Source organism: Rugamonas fusca, from assembly GCF_014042365.1.
GTDB classification, from domain to species: domain Bacteria; phylum Pseudomonadota; class Gammaproteobacteria; order Burkholderiales; family Burkholderiaceae_D; genus Rugamonas; species Rugamonas fusca.
The window spans coordinates 523,579-542,792 of the sequence record NZ_JACEZS010000001.1; the positions used below are offsets into that span (position 1 = coordinate 523,579).

At 63.9% G+C, this 19,214-nt stretch carries 23 protein-coding genes; 6 read left to right on the plus strand and 17 right to left on the minus strand.

Annotation, left to right across the window (positions count from 1 at the left end; all coding sequences use genetic code 11):
• Window positions 1-3 precede the first annotated feature (3 nt).
• From H3H36_RS02215 to H3H36_RS02235, 5 genes are all read left to right on the plus strand, one after another.
• Entirely contained in the window at window positions 4-477 is a 474-nt protein-coding gene (locus tag H3H36_RS02215) for a TlpA disulfide reductase family protein (protein WP_182213489.1), read from the plus strand.
• 118 nt (window positions 478-595) lie between these two features.
• On the plus strand, window positions 596-982 hold the full coding sequence (locus tag H3H36_RS02220; RefSeq protein ID WP_182213491.1) for a thioredoxin family protein: 387 nt from the start codon (window positions 596-598) through the stop codon (window positions 980-982).
• Window positions 982-1,710, plus strand: coding sequence for a cytochrome c biogenesis CcdA family protein (locus H3H36_RS02225; RefSeq protein ID WP_182213493.1), 729 nt, complete (start codon window positions 982-984; stop codon window positions 1,708-1,710). The genes H3H36_RS02220 and H3H36_RS02225 overlap by 1 nt, the downstream gene beginning before the upstream one ends.
• A gap of 33 nt (window positions 1,711-1,743) precedes the next feature.
• Complete coding sequence (locus tag H3H36_RS02230) at window positions 1,744-2,265, plus strand: hypothetical protein (protein ID WP_229219660.1); 522 nt, start codon at window positions 1,744-1,746, stop codon at window positions 2,263-2,265.
• A gap of 77 nt (window positions 2,266-2,342) precedes the next feature.
• Window positions 2,343-3,983, plus strand: a complete 1,641-nt coding sequence (locus H3H36_RS02235; protein WP_182213495.1) for a methyl-accepting chemotaxis protein — start codon at window positions 2,343-2,345, stop codon at window positions 3,981-3,983.
• Window positions 3,984-4,110: 127 nt separating this feature from the next.
• Here the strand turns inward: H3H36_RS02235 and H3H36_RS02240 are convergent, their stop codons facing one another.
• From H3H36_RS02240 to merT, 7 genes are all read right to left on the minus strand, one after another.
• On the minus strand, window positions 4,111-5,094 hold the full coding sequence (locus H3H36_RS02240; protein WP_182213498.1) for an NHL repeat-containing protein: 984 nt from the start codon (window positions 5,092-5,094) through the stop codon (window positions 4,111-4,113).
• A 9-nt stretch (window positions 5,095-5,103) separates the two neighbouring features.
• Window positions 5,104-6,003: a transporter gene (locus H3H36_RS02245; protein WP_182213501.1), complete on the minus strand. Its 900-nt coding sequence runs from the start codon at window positions 6,001-6,003 to the stop codon at window positions 5,104-5,106.
• Entirely contained in the window at window positions 6,000-6,326 is a 327-nt protein-coding gene (locus H3H36_RS02250) for a heavy-metal-associated domain-containing protein (protein ID WP_220459573.1), read from the minus strand. Before H3H36_RS02250 ends, H3H36_RS02245 begins: the two co-directional genes overlap by 4 nt.
• Before the next feature lie 67 nt (window positions 6,327-6,393).
• Window positions 6,394-8,076: a mercury(II) reductase gene (gene merA, locus H3H36_RS02255; protein WP_182213503.1), complete on the minus strand. Its 1,683-nt coding sequence runs from the start codon at window positions 8,074-8,076 to the stop codon at window positions 6,394-6,396.
• Window positions 8,077-8,113: 37 nt separating this feature from the next.
• Complete coding sequence (gene merC / locus H3H36_RS02260) at window positions 8,114-8,539, minus strand: organomercurial transporter MerC (RefSeq protein WP_182213505.1); 426 nt, start codon at window positions 8,537-8,539, stop codon at window positions 8,114-8,116.
• 27 nt (window positions 8,540-8,566) lie between these two features.
• Window positions 8,567-8,842 carry a mercury resistance system periplasmic binding protein MerP gene (gene merP / locus H3H36_RS02265; RefSeq protein ID WP_182213507.1) on the minus strand — a complete coding sequence of 92 codons (276 nt, stop codon included), beginning with the start codon at window positions 8,840-8,842 and terminating at the stop codon, window positions 8,567-8,569.
• Window positions 8,843-8,856: 14 nt separating this feature from the next.
• Window positions 8,857-9,207: a mercuric ion transporter MerT gene (gene merT, locus H3H36_RS02270; protein WP_182213509.1), complete on the minus strand. Its 351-nt coding sequence runs from the start codon at window positions 9,205-9,207 to the stop codon at window positions 8,857-8,859.
• 71 nt (window positions 9,208-9,278) lie between these two features.
• On the opposite strand from merT, the gene merR reads away from it, so the two are divergent.
• On the plus strand, window positions 9,279-9,686 hold the full coding sequence (merR, locus tag H3H36_RS02275) for a mercury resistance transcriptional regulator MerR (RefSeq protein WP_182213511.1): 408 nt from the start codon (window positions 9,279-9,281) through the stop codon (window positions 9,684-9,686).
• A 90-nt stretch (window positions 9,687-9,776) separates the two neighbouring features.
• Here merR and H3H36_RS02280 read toward each other — a convergent pair whose 3' ends face one another.
• From H3H36_RS02280 to arsS, 10 genes are all read right to left on the minus strand, one after another.
• Window positions 9,777-10,616, minus strand: a complete 840-nt coding sequence (locus tag H3H36_RS02280; protein ID WP_229219661.1) for a phosphate ABC transporter ATP-binding protein — start codon at window positions 10,614-10,616, stop codon at window positions 9,777-9,779.
• Complete coding sequence (gene pstA, locus H3H36_RS02285) at window positions 10,613-11,458, minus strand: phosphate ABC transporter permease PstA (protein WP_182213513.1); 846 nt, start codon at window positions 11,456-11,458, stop codon at window positions 10,613-10,615. Before pstA ends, H3H36_RS02280 begins: the two co-directional genes overlap by 4 nt.
• A 1-nt stretch (window position 11,459) precedes the next feature.
• The gene (gene pstC, locus H3H36_RS02290) at window positions 11,460-12,329 is read right to left on the minus strand and encodes a phosphate ABC transporter permease subunit PstC (protein WP_182213516.1); all 870 of its coding nucleotides are present in this window, start codon (window positions 12,327-12,329) and stop codon (window positions 11,460-11,462) included.
• Window positions 12,286-13,113 (minus strand): phosphate ABC transporter substrate-binding protein, encoded by an 828-nt coding sequence (locus H3H36_RS02295; protein ID WP_220459575.1) that lies wholly within the window; start codon window positions 13,111-13,113, stop codon window positions 12,286-12,288. The genes pstC and H3H36_RS02295 overlap by 44 nt, the downstream gene beginning before the upstream one ends.
• 28 nt (window positions 13,114-13,141) lie before the next feature.
• Window positions 13,142-14,176: a methyltransferase domain-containing protein gene (locus tag H3H36_RS02300; RefSeq protein WP_182213518.1), complete on the minus strand. Its 1,035-nt coding sequence runs from the start codon at window positions 14,174-14,176 to the stop codon at window positions 13,142-13,144.
• Window positions 14,177-14,248: 72 nt separating this feature from the next.
• Complete coding sequence (locus H3H36_RS02305) at window positions 14,249-14,686, minus strand: hypothetical protein (protein WP_182213521.1); 438 nt, start codon at window positions 14,684-14,686, stop codon at window positions 14,249-14,251.
• Window positions 14,680-15,357 (minus strand): TIGR04282 family arsenosugar biosynthesis glycosyltransferase, encoded by a 678-nt coding sequence (locus H3H36_RS02310; protein ID WP_182213524.1) that lies wholly within the window; start codon window positions 15,355-15,357, stop codon window positions 14,680-14,682. Before H3H36_RS02310 ends, H3H36_RS02305 begins: the two co-directional genes overlap by 7 nt.
• Window positions 15,354-16,028 carry a TIGR04283 family arsenosugar biosynthesis glycosyltransferase gene (locus H3H36_RS02315; protein ID WP_182213527.1) on the minus strand — a complete coding sequence of 225 codons (675 nt, stop codon included), beginning with the start codon at window positions 16,026-16,028 and terminating at the stop codon, window positions 15,354-15,356. Before H3H36_RS02315 ends, H3H36_RS02310 begins: the two co-directional genes overlap by 4 nt.
• Window positions 16,025-18,208, minus strand: coding sequence for a dihydrolipoyl dehydrogenase family protein (locus tag H3H36_RS02320; RefSeq protein ID WP_220459576.1), 2,184 nt, complete (start codon window positions 18,206-18,208; stop codon window positions 16,025-16,027). Before H3H36_RS02320 ends, H3H36_RS02315 begins: the two co-directional genes overlap by 4 nt.
• Window positions 18,209-18,217: 9 nt before the next feature.
• On the minus strand, window positions 18,218-19,204 hold the full coding sequence (gene arsS, locus H3H36_RS02325) for an arsenosugar biosynthesis radical SAM (seleno)protein ArsS (RefSeq protein ID WP_182213530.1): 987 nt from the start codon (window positions 19,202-19,204) through the stop codon (window positions 18,218-18,220).
• Window positions 19,205-19,214 lie beyond the last annotated feature (10 nt).

The following is a 19,214-nucleotide window of genomic DNA, read 5'->3' on the forward strand; positions in this document are numbered from 1 at the left end:
GAAATGGGTGTCCTGATACGACGAGCGGCGACCCTGACCATGCTTGCCGGCTTATGGTTGGCCAGCCACGCGGCGGAATTGCCGTCCGAAGATGGCCTGCGGGTCGCCATGCGCGCCACTTTGATGGATGGCTCGCGATTCGATATCGACGACCACCACGGGAAGCCGGTGCTGGTGATGATCTGGGCTACCTGGTGCCCCACCTGCCTTGCCGAGCTGCCGGTGCTTGACCGCTACTATCGGGCCAACGGTTCAGGCAAAGTTGACTTTGTCGCCCTCGGCCTAGACCGCGACAGAGACAAGATCGCCGCTTTCCTGAAGGAAACTCCGCTTTCCTTTCCCGTGGCTTGGCGCGCGGCTCCCGATGAGGTGGACAACCTTCAGCGCCTGGTAGTGACCCCGGTTTTCTATCTGGTTGGAAAGGACGGGCGCATTGTCTGGCGCAAGGTTGGCGGCATAGCAAGCCTGCTCAAATAAGTCTAACCGCAATGCGGAGCCAGTGTAAGGATTGTGGCCGTCGAACGACTAATGGATATGCAAATCTCCAATGGCCCGCCACGTTGGCGCCGGCAACGTCTATGAAGGATAGCCAAGCATGAAGATCGCTCGAATCACCGCACTGCTCACCATTTTGTTCCAGGCCTCGCTGGCCATGGCCGGCGACATCGTCCCGTTTAGCCAGACCACGTTCGATCAGTTGACCGCTCAAGGAAAGCCGGTGCTGCTCGACATCCGCGCCACTTGGTGCCCCACCTGCCGCCAACAAAAGCCCATCCTGGAGCGCATTATGCAGCAGCCCGCGTACAAGGACGTCACCCTGTTGACCATCGACTTTGACACCGGTAAAGCGGCGCGCAAGGAATTCAAGGTCGCCTCACAAAGCACGCTCATCGCGTTCAAGGGCGCACGGGAAGTGGGCCGGTCGGTCGGCGACACCAGCCCCAACGGCATTGAGGAGTTAGTCAGGAAGGCGGCGAACTGATGGAATTCGGACCCGGCTCCTATGGATTCGGCCTATTGGCCGGACTCCTTTCGACGCTGTCGCCCTGCGTACTGCCCATCGTGCCAATTCTGCTGGGCTCGGCCGTCAATACCCATCCCCGCGCCCCGCTGGCCTTGGCGGGCGGGCTGGCCCTGTCCTACGCGCTGGTCGGCACCACCCTCGCGTGGGCGGGCGCGGCCCTCGATATCGACCCGGCGCTGTTTCGCAATGGGGGAGCCATCATGTTGGGGCTGCTCGGGCTGGTGCTAATGTCCAGCCCATTGCAGCAACGTTTCGCCAGCGCGACGTCCGGCCTGGGCGACGCGGGCAACAGCGCCATCGCCCGCCTGCGGCCCGATGGCCTGCAGGGTCAGTTTGCTGTCGGTTTGCTACTGGGCGTCGTCTGGAGCCCTTGCGTGGGGCCCACGTTGGGTGCAGCAGTCCTGCTGGCCAGCCAGGGCTCGCACCTGACACAAGTGGCTTTACTGATGGCCGTGTTTGGGATAGGTGCGGCTCTGCCCGTGGTTGGCCTCGCCTATGTTTCGCGCGGCGTCATGCTGCGGCTACGCGGCAGCATGATGCAGGCAGGCAAGGCGGGCAAGGCCATTCTGGGTGGCATCATGTTCGCCCTCTCCATCATGATCGTGACGGGCATTGACAAGCCCATGGAAGCATGGCTGGTGGATCACTCCCCGGCCGCACTGACGGAACTGACCACCCGATTTTGATAGCCTCCCAAAACCAACCTTAAAGGAAGTCCTATGTATCCCCGCTTCGCTGGCTACACGCGCCTAATCGGCGCCACCGCCCTGGCCGCCTGGCTCGCCTTGGGTGGCACCGCGAGCGCCGAACCGCTCAATGTGCGGGCCACCATGGTTCCGAAGGAACAGATTAAGCTGGACTTCAAGGACGGGTCCGGCCACTTCGTGCTGATGGTCCGCCGCGAGGGTGCGGCGGCGGGGACCGGCGTGCTGGACGGCGCGCAGTTCGTGGAATTCGGCCGGCACGATATCATACCCGGCGTGGCCGGAGATCCCAGCGGCTACTTGGTGGCGACCAAGGGTGACGGCAACATCGCCTACTTGAAGTGGACCGTGCGTGCGGTCTTCCTGCCGGGCAAGGACGGCAAGCCCGAGATCCATGACAACGGCTACTGGGAAGTCGTGTCCGGCGCCGGCGCATTCAAAGGCTTGCAGGGCGCGGGTACGCTGCACATCAAGTCCGCCGGCCCCACCGACCGGATCTTCATCCTTGACGGCGAAACGGTTCCAGCCCAGCGCTGACCGTCTTTACCTGACCTGCCTCCGCTGTACTTGCCGATACGCGCCAGCGTGTCGGCCTTCTTTCGCCCCTTCCCCCTATGAACCTGAGTAACCTGAAAATTCAAACCCGTCTGAGCGCGAGCTTCGGCCTGCTGGTGCTGATCATGTTCGTCATGGTCGCCACGAGCATAGGGCGCTTCCAATCCATCGATGCCATCAATAAAACCATCGCGCAGCGCAACTGGCCCAGCGCATCGGCCGCTGCGGCCATCGATTCGGCGGCGCGGGAAGATGCGCGCCGCACGCTGGCCCTATTCATCACAGACCAGAGCCAGCGCGCCAAAAGCTACGCGCGCATTGATCAGGACAAAAAGGCGATCGACGCCGCACTTGAAACGCTCGTAAAACTGGCCGACTCGCCGCCTGAAAAGGAGCTGTTGGCCAGGATCGCCTCCGCGCGCGCGGCCTACTCCGATTCGTTCCTGAAGGTGGCTGACTTGGTGGAGGCGGAGGACAAAGACAAGGCTGCAGCGCTGATGAACAGTGAAACTTTCCCCGCGCTGGACACGCTGCTGGAACTGACTCAGTCCATGGTGGCGCAGCAGAAGGTCCGCATTGAGCAGGGGGCCAGGCAGGTCAGCGTTGATATCGCGTTTTCGCGTCTGATGATGTTCGTGTTGGGGACGGCGGCGCTGGCCGCGTCGGCCGTCCTGGCGTTCCGGATCACGGCATCGATCACCAGGCCACTGGTGGAGGCGGTGGCGCTCGCCAGATCGGTGGCGGCCGGCGACCTGACCACACACATCGACGTCCGGAGGAGCGACGAGACGGGCCAGTTGCTGGCCGCGCTCAAGGAAATGAATGACAGCCTGGCGCGCACCGTGGGTGAGGTTCGGCGCAGCACCGGCGCCATCGCCACCGGTTCAGGCCAGCTCGCCTCGGGCAATCTCGACCTGTCCAGCCGCACCGAGGCGCAGGCCAGTTCGTTGGAAGAGACGGCCGGGGCGATGACTGAGCTGACCGGCACTGTGGCGCAGAATGCCGATAACGCGCGCCAGGCGAACCAGCTGGTCATCTCCGCTTCGGAGGTGGCATTACGCGGTGGCGAACTGGTGGCCCAAGTCGTCGACACCATGGGCTCAATCAAGGCATCTTCCAGCAACATAGTAGACATCATCGGCGTGATCGACGGCATCGCCTTCCAAACCAACATCCTGGCCCTGAACGCGGCGGTGGAAGCTGCACGCGCCGGCGAGCAAGGGCGTGGCTTCGCGGTGGTGGCGTCGGAGGTGCGCGGTCTGGCGCAGCGCTCGGCCGCGGCCGCCAAGGAAATCAAGACCCTGATCGGCGACTCGGTGGCCAACGTGGACAGCAGCAGCGCCGTTGTGGACGAGGCCGGGCGGACCATGGGTCTGATCGTGACATCGGTCAAACAGGTGGCCGACATCATGGCCGAGATCACGGCTGCCAGCCAGGAACAGCGCCTGGGCATCGCCCAGGTCAACGAGGCCATCTCGCGGATGGACGACATGACCCAACGTAACGCGGCCCTGGTGGAACAGGCCGCCGCCGCCTCGCAGAGTATGTTGGACGAGGCACGCACGTTGTCGCAGTCGGTCAGCGTGTTCAGACTATCGGAAAGCGATGCGCCCCCGCCCGCGGCCCGGCCGCGCCAGCTAACGGGGCCAGTGGTGCGGCTGGTCTCGCGCGCCCAGCCGGGTGGGAAGGATCGGCAATGAGCAAGCCGGCTGTCGCAACAGCCGGCTTACGTGGCACGCGTCGTCAAATTGCGCGGGGAAGGCCCGGCCCGCCAAGCGGCACAAAGCGGAGGCCGCGGGATGGATTTCCATGGCCTTTGCGCCATTGTCAAAATTTCTTCGCGCGCCACGTCTCGATCCGGTTATTGCCGAAATCGACGACAAACAACGTGCCATCGCCCGCCACAGCGATGGCGATGGCGTGGTTGAATTGTCCCGGCCCGCCACCCTTGCCGCCGAAGCTGACCAGGAAGGTGCCGTCTACCTTAAACTTCTGCAAACGGTGATTGTAAAAGTCTGCGGCGAAGACATCGCCGTTCGGTCCCAGGGCGATGCCGGCGACCACCTTGAACCAGCCATTGAACGTACCGGGAATACCCAACGCGAACGGCCCGCCCCACTTGTTGATCGGCTCTCCCGCCGTATCGAATACCTGGATGCGGTTGGCATAGCCGTCTGCCACGTAAAGCGTGCCATCGCGCGCCAGCGCGACATCGGTCGGATAAACGAAGGAGCCGGCCAGGTGTCCCGTCTGTCCGGTAACGCCCCACTGGCGCACAAACCGGCCATCGGGCTTGAGTTGCTGCACGCGGTGATTGTAGAAGTCCGGCACGAATAGGTCGCCGTTCGGCGCCACCGCCACGCCGCCCGGCGCGTTGAACTCGCCGGGACCGCGCCCGGCCTTGCCGATAACACGCCTGGGTGAGCCGTCCAGTCCGAATACCTGTATCCGGTCATTGAAATATTCGGCCACGTAAAGCTCGCCGCCGTGGACGGTGAGATGCATGGGCCGGCCCAGCTGGCCGGGACCATCGCCGGGCGTACCGAATTGCCGCTTGAAGTGACCGTCAAGATCGAACACCTGAATGCGGCCGTTACGCGAATCTGAGACGAATACCTCCTCGCCACTAATGGCGATACCCGTCGGATCGTTGAATTGCCCCGGTGCGCCACCCTTCCCGCCCCACTCGCCCACAAACGTGTACGGTGCTTGCCTGGCCGCAGGAACGAAGGGCTGCCAGCCGGCCGCGAGCAGCGCCACTAGAACGGCGGCCAGGTATTTTGCCCACGTGGGCATGATTTGATATTGCATGGTCCGACCTTAGAAGTTGATCCGCAAGCCCGTGCTAACGATGTAATCGCTCCTCAGCGCCGTCCCGTTAAGATGCTGCCTGGCGGGGATACGAACGCCGGCCTCGGCGATCCATTTTCGGGTGACATACTGCAATCCGGGTGCGATAGACAGCGTATTTCCTCCCGAATTTGGATCATCGTTGCCGTTGGCACGATCGTTGGCCGCATGCACGAGACTGGATTCCAGTACACCATAGAGGAAGTCCGGCACGCCCGCGCCGAGCTTTTGCGGCCACAGGCGGTACTGCAGCGAAGCGTCCACCTCAGCGGCATGGCCGGCCCGGAAGCCATCTGCATCGCGATTTGCCTGAAAGCTCAACTGGCTGTCAAATTCAAGGGCGGGAGTTTGATAGGTGAAAACGGCCCCGCCCAGCGTATCCCACGAGCCGGAACCTGGCAGTAGCCGGCGAGGCAGAGGACCGACGTGGTCACGTGCGTTGTGCGCACCGGTGGGTGCCTTGACACCCAGGAACGGGGCGAGACGCAATGTCCGCCCGGGACCGTTGTCTTCGTATACGGTGTAGCGGCCCAGTAAGGTGAGGTCGCCCACTCCCGCCGTTCGCCGGGTGTTCTCTTGAGAGTCCTCGGGCATTTGCAGGCGTTTGTCGAACCAGGGCAACAGGCCAAACAGTGTGAAATCCCGGCTCACGCCATAACCCAGCACCGTCACCAGTCCGCTCGCCTCCATTTGTCGATGCATCGACGAGGGGGCATCGGTGCTCTTCATGTAGGTGAGCTGCTCGCGCAGCACGTAGCCGCCATCGCGCACGGGAAGCGCCGTGTTGAAGGTGATCGGTGCCCCCCAAGACTGGCCAGCTAGGGCTGCAAGCGCCGCAAGCGCGGTGCCAGCCAAGTCATGCCGATTCATTTTAGCGTCGCTCCGTCCGTGTCGATCGCTGCCGGCCTCACCGCGTCCAGGCTGCGTAGCTTGAATCCCGCATCCAGCACGGCCTGCCGGACATCGGCCTCGTTGAGCGTCACGCCCTCAGCCATCGTTACGGCGACGCTGCCGCTGACAATGTCGACCTCGACTCGCCGCACGCCCTTGAGGTGGCCGAGCTTCTTCTCGATGCCATAGGCGCAGAATGGACAGGACAAGCCGTCGACCCGCAATCTATAGGCCGCGGTCTGCCCGGCGATCGCGGCGACGGCGGCAAGGAGGCACACGGTCGCCATCATGGACTTGAGCATGCGGGGCATCATCGGGGCTCCATTTCGATGTTAAGTGGGGCGATGCGCATTGAACTTCTTCCCTCGCCTAACCGGCGCAACAGGAAAGCTGCGCCACGTCTTTGTTGAAGGTTTGCGCCGCCAGCTTCAAACCTTCAACCATGGTCAGATAGGGAAACAACTGGTCGGCCAGCTCCTGCGCGGTCATGCGCGCCCGGATGGCGAGCGCGGCCGTCTGGATCAACTCACCCGCCTCCGGTGCCACCGCCTGCACCCCGATCATCCGGCCGCTACTTTTCTCGACCACCAGTTTGATGAAGCCGCGCGTGTCGAAGTTGGCGAGCGCGCGCGGCACGTTGTCGAGCGTGAGCGTGCGGCTGTCCGTCTCAATCCCGTCGCGTCGCGCCTGCGCCTCGCATTGTCCCACCGTCGCCACCTGCGGATCGGTGAACACCACGGCTGGCATTGTCGCCAGGTTGAGAACCGCATCACCGCCCGTCATGTTGATGGCCGCGCGGGAGCCGGCCGCCGCTGCGACATAGACGAATTGCGGTTGGTCGGTGCAGTCGCCGGCTGCGTAAATGGCCGGGGCGCCGGTACGCATGCCCTGGTCGATGACGATCGCACCGCCCCCGTTGACGGCCACCCCAGCGGCCTGCAGCGCGAGACCGCGGGTATTCGGGGCGCGGCCGACGGCGACAAGCAGCTGTTCGGCATGGATTTCGCCCCGCCCGGTGGTCAGCGCGAATTCGCCGTTCGCATAAGCGACACGGCTCGCTTGCGTGTATTCAATGACTTCGATGCCCTCGCCGAGGAAGGCCGCCGTGATGGCCGCCCCGATAGCGGGGTCATCGCGTGAAAACAGCGTGTTACGAGCCAGGATAGTCACCTTGCTGCCGAGCCGCGAAAACGCCTGCGCCAGTTCCACCGCCACCACCGATGAACCAATCACCGCCAGCCGCGCCGGGATCGCGTCGCACACCAGCGCCTCGGTGGAGGTCCAGTACGGCGTGTCCGCCAGGCCAGGGATGGTTGGAATGACCGGGCTGGCACCAGTGGCGACCAGGCAGCGGTCGAACGCTACCTCACGCTCATCGCCACTATCCAGGCGCACCGTCAGAGTGTGCCCGTCCTTGAAGCGAGCTTCGCCACGCACCACCGTGATGGCTGGGTTGCCTTCGAGAATAGCTTCGTATTTGGCCCGCCGCAGCTCATCGACCCGGGCCTGCTGCTGGGCCAACAGCACCGAGCGGTCGATCATAGGTGTGGCGGCTTGGATGCCGCCATCAAACGGGCTTACCCGGCGCAGATGGGCGATGTGGGCGGCCCGTATCATGATTTTAGACGGCACGCAGCCAATATTGACGCACGAGCCGCCGAGCGTGCCACGTTCAATCAGGGTCACGCGGGCGCCTTGTTCAACTGCCTTCAGGGCGGCGGCCATCGCGGCCCCGCCGCTGCCGATCACAGCGACATGCAGCCCCACTCGATCGCCGCTTTCGTTGCTGTTCCTCCCCAGCAGATCACGCATCTTGTCGAGCAATCCACCCGGCGCGGAAATGGCAGCGCCGCCGGGCGTGGCCAGGTAGCCGAGGCCGGCCACGGCTGCGGTCAACGCCGCCAGTGACGTCTCCGGCCCCACCGATAGTTGCGCTGTGCCCTTCGAATAGGACACGATCGCCTCGCGCACACCGGGCACTTTTTCCAACGCCTGCTTGACATGAGCAGCGCACGAATCGCAGGTCATGCCGGTGATGTTGAGATGGGTCATGAAACACTCCTAGTAGTTGTGTGGGAACCGTCGTAGATCAGCAACGGCGTTTCGGGGGCAGCTCGCAACCGTCCGGGCCGCAGCGGCGTAAGGCCGGCGAGGCGAAATCCCAGATCGATACCGCGACCATGAGAGCTAAGCCGACATACAGCAGGTCCGCCGTCCACCAATGTCCAAGCAACCAGTACGTATCGGTGAACACGATGGCCGGCCCGATAATGCCCAGTAGGCTGCGATGCCATTGGCGATGGCTGAGCCAGCCCAGTGCGTTCGCCAGCAAGGCCAGCGAGGCGAACAGCGGCAACAGCCTGGAAATGAACAGTCCTTCATAGTCCTGAAGAAACCCCAGGCCGATGGCAGCACCGAGGCTGGCGACGGCCGGAAAACAGGCCGCACAGCCCATCGCGGAAACGACGCTGCCAAGTGCGCCGGTCTTATCGGCAATTCGTGTCATCAATCCCATCACCCCCTCCCGATTCCGCTCGCCGACTCATTGTCTTGCGCTGGACGGATAGCCGGCGTCCTCGGTCGCTTTGGTCAGCTGCCGTACGCTGGTCTTTGCGTTATCGAAGGTCACAACGGCTATGCGTTTTTCGAAGGTCACGTCCACTTTACTGACGCCTTCGACCTTGGAGATCGCCTTCTTGACGGTGATTGGGCAGGCGGGACAAGTCATGCCAGGAATGGCTAACGTGACAACCTGCGTGGCGGACCAGACGGGGGCGGCAATAACGACAAGCGCTAGGGCGGAAAGCTGCTTATTCATTTGAACTCCTGTGCTTAATAGAAGAGAGTCGTAACGTAGGGGAATCCGAGCGCGACCAACACCAGCCCGCACACGATCCAGAATATGAATTTGTAGGTGGCGCGGACCCGGGGGAGCGCGCAGAGCTCGGCCGGTTCGCAGGCCGCCACCGGCCGATAGATGCGCCGCCAGGCGAACCACATTGCCGCCAGCGCCATGCCGATGAGGATAGGACGAAACGGTTCGAGCGCTGTCAGGTTGCCGATCCAGGCGCCGCTAAAACCCAGCGTGACCAACACCAGCGGCCCCAGACAGCAGGTAGAGGCGAGTATGGCGGCGACGCCGCCGGCGAAGAGCGCGCCACGCCCGTTCAGTTGTTCGGACATGCTATTTTCCTTTCGCATTTGCATTCGATAGCGTAACCTTACTTCCGTAGTCATATACGGAGTCAAGCGAAATGGAAGGCAATTTGGGGCAATTGACGATCGGGGCGTTCGCCAAGGCGGCCGGCGTCAACGTGGAAACGATCAGGTTCTATCAGCGCAAAGGGCTATTGGCCGAGCCGGATAAGCCGTACGGCGGCATCCGCCGCTATGGCGCATCCGACGTGACGCGGGTCCGTTTCGTGAAGGCGGCCCAGCGGCTGGGCTTCAGCCTAGACGAGATCGCCGAGTTGCTACGGCTCGACGACGGCGCCCATTGCGAGGAAGCGAGCGGCATGGCTGAGCTCAAGCTTCGGGACGTGCGCGAGAAGCTGGCCGACTTGACGCGCATGGAAGCCGTGCTGTCTGAGCTCGTGTGTGCCTGTCATCAGCGGCGAGGAAACGTGTCCTGCCCCCTTATCGCATCGCTGCAAGGAGAGTAAGCGCCGCGCTGTGTGGAAACGGTCCAACTGGTGGCCTGGTGACGACTGGGCGCGGGCATGGGCTCGCCCTCAGGGAACGCACACGCCGATCTATCCCGCCACGCCCGACACATACGCGGCCGTCAATGGGTGCGACGGTGCGTCGAACAACGGAGCGCAGCGGCCGAATTCGATCAAATTCCCCACCCGCTCCTTCATCCAGAAGAACGCCGCATAGTTGGCGATGCGCCGCGCCTGGGCCAGGTTGTGCGTGACGATGACGATCGTGTATCGCCCTTGCAGCCGTAAAATCAGGTCCTCCACCACGCGCGAGGAGATGGGATCGAGCGCGCTGCAAGGTTCATCCATGAGCAGGATGGACGGCTCCAGTACGATCGCGCGCGCGATGCAAAGGCGCTGTTGCTGGCCGCCGGACAAGGCCAACGCCGGGCTGTCGAGGCGGTCGCACACCTCGTCCCACAGGCCCACGTCGCGCAGGGCCATCTCTATCTTCCGGGCCAACATGGCGCGATCACGCACCCCATGTTCGCGTAGCGGCAACTCGAGGTTGCGCTGTATGGACACGGGAAAAGGATTTGGGCGTTGAAAGATCATGCCGATGCGCCGGCGCAGCGCCATCACATCAACTTCCGGCGCCAGCAAGTCGAGACCATCCATCCGGACATTGCCGCGCACCCTGGCGCCTGGAATCAAGTCCGTCAGCCGGTTCAACGTGGACAGGAAACTGGTCTTGCCGCATCCGGAGGGGCCGATCAACGCCGTGATGCAGCCGCGATAAATGTCCAGCGTGACATCCTCAAGCACGGCATGCGCTCCGTAGGCCACCGCCAGACCAGCCACTTGCACCAGGGGCGCCGGAACGCAGCAGGCAGCTCCCGCCTCGATACAGCCAACGGTGTAGGCTGCCATTCGTTCTAAAGCCATGCTCATGATGAACCTATCCTCTTGCCCAGCCAGCGTTCGGTGGCCCCGAGCGCGGCGAAATTTGTCAACGCGATCAGGGCGACGAGCACCAGAGCCGATGCGTAGGCGGCAGCGTCGCCGCCGCCCACGTTCATCGCCAGATCATAGATGTGTACCGCCAACGCGCGCCCGGAATCAGTGAGCGCCTCGGGCATGCGGTCGACGTAGCCGCTGGTGAAGATCAGCGCCGCCGTTTCCGCCGTGGCCCGGCCGATGCCCAGTGTGAGTCCGGCGCCGATGGCCGGTGCCGCCGCCGGCAACAACAAATGCCACAAGGTGGCGGTGCGGGACATGCCCAAGGCAGCAGCGCCACGCCGCCAGTCGCCGCCGACGGCGGCCAGGCCGCTCTCGGTCGTGCGCACCAGGATGGGCAAGATCATGCACGCCAGCGTCAATCCACCCGACAGGATGGAAAAGCCCAGTTTGAGCGTGACGCAGAAGAACGCGTTGCCAAACAACCCAAACACGATGGAGGGCACTCCGGCCAAGCCGTCCAAGCTCAGCCGGATGAGCGCTCCCGCCCTGCCCTGGCGCCGCGTGTATTCGGCCAGCCAGATCGCGCAGCCTATACCCAATGGCAGCGCCGCCGCCAGGGCGACGGCGAGTATGAGCAAGGTCGAGACCAGAATGGGGGCGATGCCGCCCGCGCGTCCCGCGTCGCTGGGCGGCGTAGACACAAAGGTCCACGAGAGATGGCCCAACCCTCCAATTATCAGGTCCCCGAGCAACCAGACAAATGTCGTCAACATCAACAGGGCCGCGCTCCAGACCAGCCCGCCGAACAGCGCATTGCGCAGGCGCTCAGACATGCTAACCTGCCCGGGCGCCGGGCGCCCCCAGCCAGGCCAGCGCGATCACCATGGCCGTGAGCACCAGTCCTGTGGCGAACAGGGCCGATCGCTGTAGTCCGCCGGCATACGCCATCTCGAGCGCGATGTTGCCCGTCAGTGTGCGGACCGGGGCAAACAGGCTGGCCGGCACCTGGGCCACGTTACCGGCCACCATCAGGACCGCCATCGTCTCACCCAGAGCCCTGGCACTGGCCAACACGATGCCGCTGGCGATCCCCGCCCGCGCGCCGGGTAAAGCGATGCCCAGAACGATGCCCTTGCGCCGCATACCCAGCGCGTGGCCTCCGAGCAGCAGCTGTTCCGGTACAGAGGCAAGCGCCGACGCGCTGGTCAAGGCCACGGTCGGCACGATCATCAGCGCGAGTATCAGGATAGCCGTCAGCAGACTGGCGCCGGGCGGCGTCCACCGCGCGATCAGAGGTACCAGCACCGTCAAGCCCCACAGGCCGTAGACCACCGACGGGATGCCGGCCAGCAGGCCGAGCGCGGTCCGATAGGCGCGCGCCAACGGGCGTGGGGCGTAGAAGCGCAGAAAGACCGCGCTGCCGATGCCGAGCGGCGCGGCCAGCGCGACCGCGCCGGCGGTGCTAGCCAACGTCGCGACCAACATCGGACTCAGGCCAAACTGCCCTTCCAACGGATGCCAGCCATCGTCCGTCAATAGGCGCAGCCAGCCGATCCCGAGCAGCGCGGGCAAGGCTTCCCCTCCAAGGAATGCCAGCACCAACATCAGGATAGAAGCCACGCCGGCGGCGATGGCCCCCAGCGGCGCGCCCACGATCCGGTCAATGTGCCAGCGGGACGAAGAATTGGGCCTGGACCAGATCATGGACTTGCTCCGATTGCGCGAATTCGATGAAGCGCTTGGCCCATCCCGAAGGCGCGCCATGCGTGACCAGGTTGAGTGGACGCGAAAACTTGAATTGTCCGTTGGCAACGTTGGCGACGCTGGCTGGCACGCCATCCATCGGCAGTAGTCTGATCGCCGCGCCGTGGGCGGCGTCGTATTCCGCCGTGCCGACGGACACGTAACCGATCGCGCCGGGACTGCCGGCCACCGTCTTGATGCCCTGTTCATTGTCGCCAATGACAACCAGGGCCTTGATGGCGCTGTTTTTCAGGCCGAAATGATGAAGAAACAGCTCCAGCGTCGAATGGCCCTCCGCCTTGTTGACGACGGTGATCCGGCCATTGTCCCCGCCCACCTCTTTCCAGTTGGCTACCTTGCCGGTGTAAATGGCGATGATCTGCCGATCCGTCAATGCCGGGACGGTGTTGGCACGGTGTACGATCATGGCCACACCGTCGGTGGCGATCTGATGGGCGATCATATCCTGTTCATCCGAATTGAGCGCGCGCGAGGCCATGCCGATATCGGCGGTGCCGGAACGGGCGTCCGCCACCCCGCGCGACGATCCACCCGCCTGCACGTCGATACGTACACCAGGGTTACGCTGTTCAAAGCGTTTGGCCAGCTCCAGCGCCAAGGGCGCCACCGTGCTCGACCCCGTCAGCACCAGCCTGGCCTCCGAAGCCCGGGCCATGCCCAACCCGCCGCACAGGATCATGCCCGCAGCCGCCAACTTCAACCATTTCGATGTCAAGATATGCATATCCGGTTCCTAGTTCTTTGAAATTGTGTCAGCAGCAGCCCGCCATGGGGGCAGGCGCTCTGTCGAATGGCATCTGGCCGCCGCAACCGGCGAACAGGCCGTAATGGCGGCTGAAGTCGCCGATGAAATCAAAATGCTCGCGCAAGCGGGTCTCATACAGCATGCGCCATGTGTTGCCGCACACCGGGAATACCCGCCCCGTCTCGATGACGTGGTGCTTGTCCAGCACCAGCCGGTCCGCGTGGTCTTCGATGGTGCCGCGGTAGACCACGGCCTGGCCATAGTCCTCGCACGCGCTTTCCAGTTCAGCCAGTTTGAACAGGCGATGGGTGGCGGAGAAGAAGCGCAGATTGCCCAGACGGCTAGATACTTCCGGATCCGTGATCATCAGCGCGCGATCGTCGACCAGGCGCGGGTCGGCGAAGCCGCTGTCGCGCGCCAGGCGCTGAAAGTCGTTCCAGTACAAGGCGCCGCCCAGGCATTCCCCATACAGCACCGGGTCATGCCGTACCGCGACCGGCACCCGGCGGTCCGCATACACGTCCGAGAAATAGAACTCCCCGCCCGGCTTGAGCAGACGGTGCACGCCTCGCAATACAGCGTCCTTGTCGGGCGAGAGATTGACCACGCAATTGGAGACGATCACGTCGAAGCCGCCCGGCTCCAGGTCCAGTTCGTCCAGGCGTTCGATATAACCTTGCAGGAAGCGTACATTGGCATGACCGAACTTTTCGGCATGATAGCCTAGGTGAGCCTGCGCCACGGCCAGCTGCTCGTCGGTCATGTCGACGCCAATCACCTCGCCATCGCGGCCCACCAGCTGCGACAGCAGGTAGGCGTCGCGGCCGGAACCACAGCCCAGGTCAAGCACACGGCATCCCTCCAGCGCCGGCGGGCACACCAGCCCACAGCCGTAGTAGCGCGACAGCACCTCCGGATGCAGGCGGGCCAGCAGCGGCTTGAGCCACGCTGGCATTTGGCTGACGTCGCAGCAAGCGTTGGTTTTCAGGTCGCCGGAGTTCTGTAGATGCCGACCATAGTAGTCTTGAACAATATCGTGCATGATTGTAGTCCTTCCATTTGCTTGATTTGTTCCTTAGTCGCCGTAGCGGGCCAGCTTGTTACACCGCTTGCACTAGCGCCCGGCGACTGTGCGGTCGCCCTTCAGCCAGCGCCAGGATTCCAGCACGTCGAACGCCAGGCTGATGCCGTTGACAAGCACGATGATCAGTCCCAGTCGCCATTCAAGCGCCGAGGGCGCCGACAGACCGCCCAGCTCGATTAGACGCGCGATCAACAGGTACTCCAGCGGGCCCCATATGAGCAGATGCGGCAAGGACATGCGTTTGCTCATGCCGCCATCGATGATCATGATCGGCAAGTTGGTCAACGTCACCAGAGAGGCGGCGATCGTCACCACTCGTCCCGTCCACAGGTCGAGCATCAAAAACGAGGCCGCATTGACGGGAACCAGCACCGCCCCCACCCAGAGTTGCACCCATATGGGCAGCGCCCGGAACGATCTCCAGCTAGCGCGCAGGCGCGTCTGGGACGATAACACTGTCTTCACCATCGTCCTCCTTCGTAGTTGTGCTTCATCGGCGGGAGTTCCCCGCAGCCGACGTCATTCGGGCCCACGCGCCATGCGTCGGGTAGATGGCGCAGGTCGGCCGGTTCGTCGATGTCGTGCTGCATCTGGCAGCGCACCACTGGCCATGCCAGCCGCCGCAGCCGCTCCAGAGTCTCGCTGGCGACGGTCGCGGTGCTCCATGCGATGCCATCGAACAGCGAGGGGGCGAAGTCGCTCAGTCCGAGCAAGGCGTAGCCGCCGTCGAAGGTGGGCACCATGGCCGCTTTGGCATGCCGAAGCGCCCTGGCCGCCTCCCTGATCCGGTCCGCCGTCAGGAACGGGCAGTCGCTGCCCATCAGCATGATGGCCTCGCCGCCGTCAACCACGCGTTGGCTGGCCCGCGCCATGCGCTCCCCCAGGTCGCCGCCGCCTTGAGCGGACCAGCGCACGACGGGCGGCACCGGCAAGGTCGCCCAGGCGGCGTCGCCTGGGTCCGGCGTTACGCATAGTTCGACCGTACCCACCCGCGCCGCCAGCGCCGCCTCCAGCGTATGCAACAGCATCGCCCGGGCCAACCGTGCCGCGCCTTCGGCGCCCAGCGCGGGAATTAAACGGGTTTTCGCCAGGCCCGGCAAGGGCGCCTTGGCGATCACCACGATCCGTACCGGTTTCATTGGTAACGCCTCGCCAGTAGTTGCGTCGGCACGCCACGCCAGTAGTCCCAGCGCAGCCGCCACATCAGCACAATGGTGCGCCAGACGCCGTGTCGTTCCCAACGTCGCCCCGATGTCACAGCGCGACGGGTGATGCACACGGGACGGGACAGGCGGCGCAAGCGAGTGCAAAGTTCCACGTCCTCCATCAGGGGCTGATCCGGAAAGCCACCCACCCGGTCGAACGCCGCTCGCGTCATGAACAACGCCTGGTCCCCGGTGGCGATGGCGGTCAGGCGCGAGCGCAGGTTGATGAGACAGGCCACAACCCGCAGCATGAACGAATGCCCGCTGATGCACACGTCGAATCTGCCCCAACACTTGTCCGGATTGGCGAGCGCGCGAGGTACCAGACCGCAGGCGCCGTCGGGCAGCCGCGTGTCGGCGTGCAGGAACAGCAAGGCGTCCCCGCTCGCGATCGCGGCGCCCGCGTTCATCTGGCTGGCCCGGCCACGCGCGGCCTGGATCAGCCTGAAACCGGCGCAGGCCACCAGCGTGGGCGTGGCGTCCACGCTGCCGCCATCGACCATGATGATTTCACAGCCGTGCCGTGCCAGCGGTAGCAAGTGCTCGAACAGGCCAGGCAGGGCCTGCGCTTCGTTCAGAACTGGAATGATAATCGACAGCTTCATGTCACCGCTCCCCTTCTCCACGCGTGATAGCGTGCCAGCCAGAGCAGCAGTCGCTGTGGGGCGTGCGCGCGCTTCCATTCGCCGGCCACATACTTGTTGGCTTCGACCATGGTGGGATACGCATGGATGGTGCCCAGTATCTTGGTCAGGCCCAGTCCGTGCTTCATCGCGAGCACGAATTCAGCCAGCAGTTCGCCCGCGTGTTCGCCGACGATGGTCGCGCCCAGTATCCTGTCCTTGCCCGGCACCGTCAGTACCTTGATGGAACCGTGAGTCGCGCCCTCGGCGATGGCGCGATCGAGATCGTCGAACGCATAGCGGGCCACCTCGAAGCTAATGCCCTGTGCCCGCGCCTCCAGTTCGTTCAGGCCGACCCGAGCGACCTCAGGATCGACGAAGGTGACCCAGGGGATCACCGAATAATCGACCTTGAAGCGCTTCAGGTGGCCGAACAAGCCATTGACGGCCGCGTACCAGGCCTGATGGGCGGCGACGTGGGTGAATTGATAGGGGCCGGAGACGTCACCGGCCGCGTAGATATTCGGTATACGCGTTTCCAGGAATTCGTTGACGCCAATCGTGCCCGAGGTGTCGATGCCCAGCGTTTCGAGTCCGTAGCCGTCCAGCCGGGCGGCCCGTCCGACCGCGCACAACAACACGTCGAATTCAACGCGGCCTTGTGCGCCGGCGTGCTCCGTCACCAGGAATTTGCGTTCACCCTCGCGTTCGAAGCGCAGGGCGTGGTGGGCCGTCAGCACCATCACGCCGTCGGCGGTGAGTGCCGCTTCGACCAACACCGACACCTCCGGGTCCTCGCGCACCATCAGCCGCGCTGCCCGCTGCACCAGGGTGACCTGCGAGCCCAGCCGGGCAAACGCCTGCGACAGCTCGCAGCCTATGGGCCCGCCGCCCAGCACCAGTAGACGCGCCGGCGGTGCATCGAGTCTGGCGAAGGCATCCCACAAAGTATCACTGGTCAGATAGCCGACGTCCTCGATGCCCGGTAAGGGGGGAATGAACGGACGGGCGCCGGCCGCAATCACAATGGCGCGGGTAGTGATGCGGCGCGTGCCCCCACCGTTAAGTTCCACTTCGACGGTCCACGGATCGATGATGCGGGCGTAGCCCTGTACCACGTCGACGCCCAGTTCCGTGTAGCGCTCGACGCTGTCGTGCGGCGCCACAGCTCGTATCACCCTATGCACGCGCGCCATGACACTGGCGAACGCGGCTGCCGGCGCGATGTCAGCGAATCCGTAACGCGAACCGTGGCGCAAGTGATGGGCGTGACGGGCCGAGCGGATCAGCGCCTTGCTTGGGACGCACCCGTAGTTCAGGCAGTCGCCTCCCATTTTTTCCGCTTCGACCAGGGTCACTCCGGCCTTGACGGCCGCGCCGATGTAAGCCGTGACAAGGCCCGCAGCACCGGCGCCGATCACCACCAGATTGCGGTCGAAGCGACGCGGGCGGGCCCATTGCGCATACACCCGCCGGCGCCGCAGCAAGCCGATGGCGTGATTCGCGATAAGGGGAAATATGCCTAGCAGGGCGAACGAGACGAGCAAGCCAGGCGACAGGATACCCGCCAGGCTGGTCAGCCTGCCAAGTTGAGTGCCGGCGTTTACGAACACGAGGGTGCCGACGAACATGCCAAGCTGGCTCACCCAATAGAAGGTGCGCGCCGGCATGGCCGTCAATCCCGCCAACAGGTTGACCAGGAAGAAAGGGAACACGGGCACCAGCCGCAACGTGAACAGGTAGAAGGGACCGTCCCTGGCGATGCCTTCATTGAACGCCTTGAGCCGCCCTCCGAGGCGCGCCTGTATGGCATCGCGCAACACGAAGCGTGAGGCGAGAAAGGACAAGGTCGCACCCACGCTGGAGGCAAACGACACCAACACCGTGCCCCACGCCAGCCCGAACAGTGCGCCGGCCGCCACCGTCATGATGGCAGCACCGGGAATAGCTAGCGCCGCAACGGCGATATAAATGGCGAAAAAGACCGCGCCCGCCAACAACGGAGTGGCGGAACGCCACGCGACCAGCTGGATGAGCTTGTCCTTGAGCGCGCCTATCGTCAGGAAGCGGCCAAGGTCCAGCAAGAAGAAGGCCGAGAGAAGGGCAGCCATGGCGGCCACGATCAGAACTTTGTTGATTGGAGAGGAATCCTCGAGTTGCATGGTTTCCCCTTATGCGCCCAGTGCGCCACCGCAACTACTGCCTTTTCCGGCGGTGCAACCGAAGCAGTGGTCGGCGACCTTTATGGGTTGCCCTGCGGGATCGACCGCCAGTAAATCGCGCAGGTGCGGGCGCGCCGCCGGCATCGGCGCGCACCAAGACGAAGCCGGGGATAACGCGAGGCCGAGCTGCTGGTTGAAGTCGCAATCGTACAGCTGGCCCTGCCAGTCCACACTGATCAGGTTGCGGCACATCACCTGATCGAGATTGGCACCGACGAAGCTTCCCTTGAGCAGCCGCATGTAGTCGTTGAATATGCCTTTGGAAATGAGAGCCGAGCCGAAGCGCTGGATGGGCATGTTCGTCAACGTTAGCAGCGCGTTGAACTCAATCCCAAAGTGGGCGGCCAGCTCGCGCTTGTAGTCCTGCTCCAGCCGGGACTGATCGGGCGGCAAAACCGGGCCTTGCGGGTTGTACGCCAGATTCAACGTGAGACCGGAGCCAGGCGAGCCGTAGCCCAGCGCGTTCAGCCTTTGCAACGCCGCGATGCTCTTGTCGAACACTCCCGCTCCGCGCTGGCGATCGACGTTTTCCAACGAATAGCACGGCAACGAGGCGACCACGCAAACCTGATGTGCGGCGAGGAATTCGGCCAGGTCGTCCTGGTCCGGCTCGAACAGAATAGTGAGGTTACAGCGGTCTATTACCTCCACACCCAGAGCGCGGGCCTGGCGCACCAGGTCGCGGAATCCCGCGTGCAGCTCCGGTGCACCGCCTGTCAAATCCAGGGTGCGGATGGCGCGCGCCTTGAGCACCTCGGGAATCAGGGCGAGCGTGGCGGCGTCCATCATCTCAGCGCGGTTCGGTCCCGCGTTGACATGGCAGTGGACACAGCTCTGGTTGCAGCGGTAACCCAGGTTGACTTGCAGCGTGGTCAGGGTACGCCGGCGCAACGGCGGAAATTCGGTGGACAACAATAGCGGCAAAGTGGCATGCATGGGTATCCTG